Source organism: Streptomyces sp. YIM 98790, assembly GCF_011421595.1.
In the GTDB taxonomy this organism is placed as follows: Bacteria; Actinomycetota; Actinomycetes; order Streptomycetales; family Streptomycetaceae; genus Streptomyces.
Genome location: NZ_WTLH01000247.1, coordinates 1 through 7,289, shown reverse-complemented (window position 1 = coordinate 7,289; position 7,289 = coordinate 1). Strand labels below are relative to the sequence as shown.

Annotated in this window: 1 protein-coding gene and 1 pseudogene; both read left to right on the top strand. The window is 74.2% G+C overall.

The window, feature by feature from the left end; all coding sequences use genetic code 11:
- Window positions 1-253: 253 nt before the first annotated feature.
- Window positions 254-1,093 (top strand): annotated as a pseudogene (locus GQS09_RS31130) (condensation domain-containing protein); the annotation flags it as partial.
- A gap of 37 nt (window positions 1,094-1,130) precedes the next feature.
- Window positions 1,131-7,289: non-ribosomal peptide synthetase (locus tag GQS09_RS25720; RefSeq protein ID WP_165989945.1), on the top strand; the 6,159-nt coding region annotated here is incomplete at its 3' end.

Here is a 7,289-nt window from a genome sequence, read left to right as displayed (position 1 = left end):
CACCGAAACGCCCGAGGGGCCGCGGCTGACCGCCCGGCTCGCCTTCCCCACCGGTGTGCTCTCCCGCGAGGAGGTGACCGGCCTGGCCGGGCTGTGGCAGTCCGCCCTCCAGGCCCTGGCCCGGCACACCGCCCGGCCCGGCGCCGGCGGCCTGACCCCCTCCGACCTCCCCCTGGTGCACGCCACCCAGCAGGAGATCGAGACCTGGGAACGCCGCTGCCCGGACCTGTCCGACGTGTGGCCGCTGACCACCATGCAGTCCGGTCTGCTCTTCCACGCCATGCTGGCCGGCTCCACCTTCGACGCCTACCAGATGCAGCTCGTCTTCCACCTCGCGGGCGAGGTCGACCCGCAGCGGATGCGGGCGGCCGGACAGGCCCTGCTGGACCGCTACCCCAACCTGCGCACCGCCTTCGTGCCGGACGCCGCCGGCGACCTGGTGCAGATCGTGCCGCGCCACGCCGCACTGCCCTGGCAGGAGCGGGACCTGAGCGGCCTGCCGGAGCCGGAGCGCGAGGCGGAGTTCAAGCGGTTCCTCGCCGAGGACCACACCACCCACTTCGACCCGGCCACCCCGCCGCTGGTGCGGATGTCCCTTGTCCGCATGGCCGCCGACCGGTGGGAGCTGGTGTTCACCGCCCACCACGTCCTGTTCGACGGCTGGTCGGTGCCGCTGNTCAAGCGGTTCCTCGCCGAGGACCACACCACCCACTTCGACCCGGCCACCCCGCCGCTGGTGCGGATGTCCCTTGTCCGCATGGCCGCCGACCGGTGGGAGCTGGTGTTCACCGCCCACCACGTCCTGTTCGACGGCTGGTCGGTGCCGCTGCTCATGCGCGACCTGCTGCGCCTGTACGGCTCGGCCGGGGACACCGCGGCACTGCCCCGGGTGCGCGGCTACCGCGACTTCCTCCACTGGCTCGCGGAGCGCGACCGCGAGGCGGCGGCCCGTGCCTGGGCCGAGGAACTGGCCGGGGTGTCCGAACCCACCCTGCTGGTGCCGGACGCCGTGTCCGGCGCCGACCCGGAGGGCATCGGCCAGGTCGACGTCCCGCTGTCCGCCACCGAGGCCCGCGAGCTGTCGCGGCGCGCCGCCGAACTGGGCCTGACCCTGAACACCCTGGTGCAGGGTGCCTGGGCGGTGCTGCTCGCCANGCGCCGCCGAACTGGGCCTGACCCTGAACACCCTGGTGCAGGGTGCCTGGGCGGTGCTGCTCGCCACCCTGACCGGCAAGCAGGACGTGGTCTTCGGCGCCACCGTCTCCGGCCGCCCGCCCGAGGTGCCCGGCGTGGACTCCATGGTCGGCCTGTTCATCAACACCCTGCCGGTGCGGGTGGACTGCGCCCCCCGGCAGACCCTGCGGGAGCTGCTGACCGGCCTCCAGCAGCGGCAGAGCGCGCTGCTGGACCACCACCACCACGGCCTGCTCGACATCCACCGGGCCACCGGGCTCAACGTGCTGTTCGACACCCTGGTCGGCTTCGAGTCCTACCCGATCGACAGCGTCGCCCTCACCGAGGCCAACGCCGCCGCCGGTATCGAGGTCACCGGCATCAGCCCGCTCAGCGGCGCGCACTACCCGATGGTCGTGATGGCCTTCGCCGAGCCGCACCTGCGGGTCGGCCTCCAGTACCAGCACCACCTGTTCGACCGGGCGGCGGCCGAGGGCATCGCCGGCCGCTTCGCCCGCCTCCTGCACCGGCTCGTCACCGACCCGGACACCCCGCTGGGCGCGCTGGACCTGCTGGAGCCGCAGGAGCGCACCCGGCTGCTCCGGGAGTTCAACGACACCGCCTTCCCGGTGCCGGACCGGACGGTCCACGGGCTGTTCGGCGAGCAGGCCGGGGCCACCCCGGACGCGGTGGCCGTGGTGTGCGGGGAGCAGACGCTCACCTACCGGGAGCTCGACGACCGGGCGAACCGGCTGGCACAGCTCCTGGCCGCGCGCGGCGTGGGCCGCGAATCGGTGGTGGCCCTGGCGCTGCCGCGCTCCCCGGAACTGCTGGTCGCCCTGCTCGCGGTGCTCAAGGCGGGCGGCGCCTACCTGCCGGTCGACCCCGGCTACCCGGCCGGACGCATCGAGTTCATGCTCGCCGACGCCCGCCCCGCGGCGCTGCTGACGGTCGCGGAGATCGCCGCCGGGCTGCCCGCCGCCGACTGCCCGCAGGTGGTGCTGGACGACCCGGAGACGGCCGCCGCGGTGGCCGCGGCACCGGCCGCCGCACCGGACGTGCCGGACCGCGGCGACCAGCTCGCCTACGTGATGTACACCTCCGGCTCCACCGGTGTGCCCAAGGGCGTCGGCATCACCCACCGGTCCGTGGTCGGGCTCGCCCTCGACCAGCGGTACCGCAACGGCGCCCACGAGCGGGTGCTGCTGCACTCGCCGCAGGCGTTCGACGCCGCCACCTACGAGCTGTGGACCCCGCTGCTGGGCGGCGGCCGGGTGGTGGTGGCCCCGCCGGGCCGGCTGGACGCCCGCTCCCTGGCCGCCGTGCTCACCGAGCAGCGGGTCACCGCGCTGTGGCTCACCGCCGGGCTGTTCAAGGTGATCGCCGACGAGCACCCGGAGGCGTTCACCGGCGTGCGGGAACTGTGGACCGGCGGCGACGTGGTCTCCCCGGCCGCGGCCCGCCGGGTGCTGGCCGCCTGCCCCGGCCTCACCCTGGTCGACGGCTACGGCCCGACCGAGACCACCACGTTCGCCACCTGCCACCCGATGCGCACCGCCGAGGAGGTCGGCGAGCCGGTGCCCATCGGGCGGCCCATGGACAACATGCGGGTCCACGTGCTGGACGCGGCGCTGCGGCCGGTGCCCGTCGGCGCCCCCGGCGAGCTGTACATCGCCGGCGCCGGGCTCGCCCGCGGCTACCACAACCGGCCCGCGCTGACCGCGGAACGCTTCCTGCCCGACCCGTTCGGCGAGCCGGGCGAGCGGATGTACCGCACCGGGGACATCGTGGTCCGCTCCGCGGACGGCACCCTGTCGTTCCGGGGCCGGACGGACGGCCAGGTCAAGATCCGCGGCTTCCGCATCGAGACCGGTGAGGTGGAGGCCGCCCTGGTCTCCCACCCCGGCGTGGCGCAGGCCGTGGTCACCTGGCACCAGGACGAGACCGGCGAGCGGCGCCTGCTCGGCTACGTGGTGCCCGGCCCGCAGGACCCGGCCGCCGTCGACGCCGGGCAGCAGGTGAACGAGTGGGAGCAGGTCTACCAGCAGCTCTACGCGGCCCCCGGAGCCCGGTGGGGCGAGGACTTCTCCGGCTGGAACTCCAGCTACACCGGGGAGCCGATCCCGCTGCCCGAGATGGGGGTGTGGCGGGACGCGGCGGTGGAGCGGATCACCTGCTGGTCCCCGCGCCGGGTGCTGGAGATCGGTGTGGGCACCGGTCTGCTGATGGCCCGGATCGTCCAGGACGTGGACGAGTACTGGGGCACCGACATCTCGGCCGCGGTGCTCGGCCGGCTCAGCGAGCAGGCGGAGCGGGCCGGGTTCGGCGAGCGCGTGCACCTGCGCCACCAGCCCGCGGACGACATGGCCGGCCTGCCGCGGGAGCACTTCGACATCGTGGTGCTGAACTCGGTGGTGCAGTACTTCCCGGACGCCGCATACCTGGACCGGGTGCTGGCCCGGGCCATGGACCTGCTGGTGCCGGGCGGCCGGATACTCGTCGGTGACGTGCGCAACGCGGACTCCCTGCGGCTGTTCCGGGCCGGGGTGCGGCGGGCCCGGCACCCCGAGGCGTCCCCCGCCGCCACCCGCGCAGCGGTGGCCCGCGACGTGCTGATGGAGAAGGAACTCGTCCTCGACCCCGAGTGGTTCACCCGCTGGGCGGAACGGCACGGCGCCGCCGGGGCGGACATCCGGCTCAAGCCCGGCCGGCCGCACAACGAGCTGACCCGGCACCGCTACGAGGTGCTGCTGCACAAGGCGCCGGTGGACCCGCTCCCGGTGGACGGCGTCCCCGCCCTGCGCTGGGGCCGCCAGGTGGACGGCCTGGCCGCGCTGGAGGAGCTGTGCCGGACCCGGCAGGACGGCCCGGTGCGGGTGACCCGGATTCCCAACGCCCGCCTGGCCGGTGAGGCGGAGGCCGCGGTCGCGGCCTCGGTGATCCCCGCCCCGGCCACGGCCGCCGGCGGCCCCGCGCTCGACCCGCAGGAGCTGGACGACTGGGCGGCCGGGCACGGCTGGGGAGCGCTGCTCACCTGGTCGGCCGGGGCACCCGAGTGCTTCGACGCGGTGCTGTTCCCGGCCGGGCCGGTCACCGGCCGGGTGATCACCGGCGGTTTCCTGCCCGCCGGCCGGGACGGGCGGCCGCTGGCCAACGACCCCGCCGCCGCGAGCCGGATCGGCGCACTGGTCGGCGAGGTGCGCGGCCACCTGAAGGACCGGCTGCCGGAACACCTGGTGCCGGCCACGGTGGTGGCCATCGCCGAGGTGCCGCTCACCCCGAACGGCAAGCTGGACCGGGCCGCGCTGCCGGCCCCCGACTTCGCCGGGGCGGCCGGCGGACGGGACCCGCGCACCCCGCGCGAGGAACTGCTGTGCGGCCTGTTCGCCGAGGGCCTGGGCCTGGACCGGGTCGGCATCGACGACAACTTCTTCGACCTGGGCGGCCACTCCCTGCTGGCCACCAGGCTGGTGAGCCGCATCCGCTCGGCGCTCGGCATCGAGGTGCCGGTGCGGGCGGTCTTCGAGGCGCCCACCGTCGCCGAACTCGCCGAACGGCTCGCCACCGGCACCCGGGTCCGGCCCCCGCTGCGCCGGGCCGGGCAGCGGCCCGACCCCGCGCCGCTGTCCTTCGCCCAGACCCGGCTGTGGTTCATCGACCGGTTCGAGGGCCCCTCCGAGACCTACAACGTGCCGTTCCCGCTGCGGCTGACCGGTGACCTGGACACCGCCGCGCTGGAAGCCGCGGTGCGCGACGTGGTGACCCGGCACGAGAGCCTGCGCACCGTGTTCCCCGTGAACGCCGAGGGCGTGCCCGCCCAGCGGGTGCTGCCGCCCGAGGCGGTCACCGTCGCCATCCCGGTGGTCCCGGTGGCGCCGGAGGGCCTGGCCGACGCCCTCGCCGACTGCGCCGGGCACCGGTTCGACCTCGCCGCGGAGATCCCGGTGCGGGCCACCCTGCTGCGCCTGGCCGAGCGGGAACACGTGCTGGTGCTGCTGATCCACCACATCGCGAGCGACGGTTCCTCCATGGCGCCGCTGGCGCGGGATCTGGCGGCGGCCTACGGGGCGCGGCTGCGCGGTGAGGCGCCGGACTGGCCGGAGCTTCCGGTGCAGTACGTGGACTACACGATGTGGCAGCGGGAGGTGCTGGGCGAGGAGGACGATCCGGAGAGCGTGCTGGCCGGGCAGGTCCGCTACTGGCGTGAGGAGCTGGCGGGGGTGCCGCAGCCGCTGCCGCTGCCGGCCGACCGGCCGCGCCCCCCGGTCGCCAGCCACCGCGGCGACGCGGTGGAGTTCGCCCTGCCGCCGGAGGTGGCCGCCGCCGTCGCCGACCTGGCCCGGGAACGCGGGGCCACGGTGTCGATGGTGCTCCAGTCCGCGCTGGCCGTGCTGCTGCACGGACTCGGCGGCGGGGACGACCTGACCATCGGCTCCCCGATCGCCAACCGCACCGACGAGGCGCTCGCCGACCTGGTGGGCTTCTTCGTCAACACCTGGGTGCTGCGCGCGGACCTGTCGGGCTGCCCGTCCTTCGAGGAGCTGCTGGAGCGGGTCAAGGGCAAGGCCCTGGCCGCCTACGACAACCAGGACGTGCCGTTCGAGCGGCTGGTGGAGGTGCTCAACCCGGAGCGCTCGACGGCCTACTCGCCGCTGTTCCAGGTGATGTTCGCCTGGCAGAACTTCGCCCGGCGGGACTTCACCCTGCCCGGGGTGCGGGTGGACATCGAACGGGTCCGGACCCGCAGCGCCAAGTTCGACCTGTTCTTCAACATGGCCGACCTGCCGGGCATGGGCGTGGTGGGCCTTCTGGAGTTCGCCACCGACCTGTTCGACCGGAGCACCGCCGAGGCCCTCGCCGCCCGCTATGTGCGGGTGGTGGAGCAGCTGGTGAGCGAGCCGTCCCGCCCGGTCTCCGCCGTCCGGCTCACCGAGCCGGCCGAGCGTGAGCTGGTGGTGCGGGGGTTCAATGACACGGCGGTGGCGGTGCCGTCGGTGTCGGTGGCGGGTCTGGTGGAGCGGCAGGCGGGGCTGACGCCGGATGCGGTGGCGGTGGTGTGCGGTGGGGAGTCGCTGACGTATGCGGAGCTGGATGCGCGTGCGGGGCGGCTGGCGCGGTTGCTGCGTGAGCGGGGTGTGGTCGCGGAGTCGGTGGTGGGGGTGGCTCTGCCGCGGTCGGCGGATCTGGTGGTGGCGCTGCTGGGGGTGCTGAAGGCGGGTGCGGCGTATCTGCCGATCGATCCGCGGTATCCCAGCGGGCGGCTGGATCACATCGTGGCCGACGCGGGCCCGGCGCTGCTGCTGACCGACCGCGAGATCTCCGGCACGCTGCCCGCCGACGGGACACCACGGCTGTGCCTGGATGAGCTGGATCTGACGGTGGATGGCGGTTCCGTGGGTGAGCCGTTGCCCGTGGTGCTGCCGGGTCAGGTGGCGTATGTGATGTACACCTCGGGGTCGACGGGGGTGCCCAAGGGTGTGGCGCTGACCCATGGCGGGGTGGTCAATGGGGTGACGCAGCTTGTCGGGGCTGTGGGGGTGGGTGCCGGGACGCGGATGCTGGCGGGCACGTCGGTGAATTTCGATGTGTCGGTGTTCGAGATCTTCACCACGTTGTCGGTGGGCGGCACGGTGGAGGTGGCCCGGGATGTTCTGGTGATCGGGGAGCGGGGTGGCTGGTCGGGTGGTGTGATCAGCACGGTTCCCTCGGTGTTCGCGGAGCTGCTGGATCAGGTGCCGGGGAGGATCGCGGCGGATGCGGTGGTGTTCGCGGGGGAGGCGTTGCCGCGGGCGCTGGTGGAGCGGGTGCGGCAGGCCATTCCCGGGGCCCGGGTGGTCAATGCCTACGGCCAGACGGAGAGCTTCTACGCCACCACCTTCACCGCCGGTGAGCAGGGCGGTCACGGCGGTCAGGAAGGGCCGTCCGTTTCCGCGGGGACGCCGATCGGTATGCCGTTGGGGAACATGCGGGCGTATGTGCTGGGTCCGGGTCTGGAGCCGGTGCCGGTGGGTGTGGTCGGTGAGTTGTATGTGGGTGGTGCGATTGCGCGGGGTTATCACGGGCGGGGTGGTCTGACCGCGGAGCGGTTCGTGGCCGATCCGTTCGGGGAGCCGGGT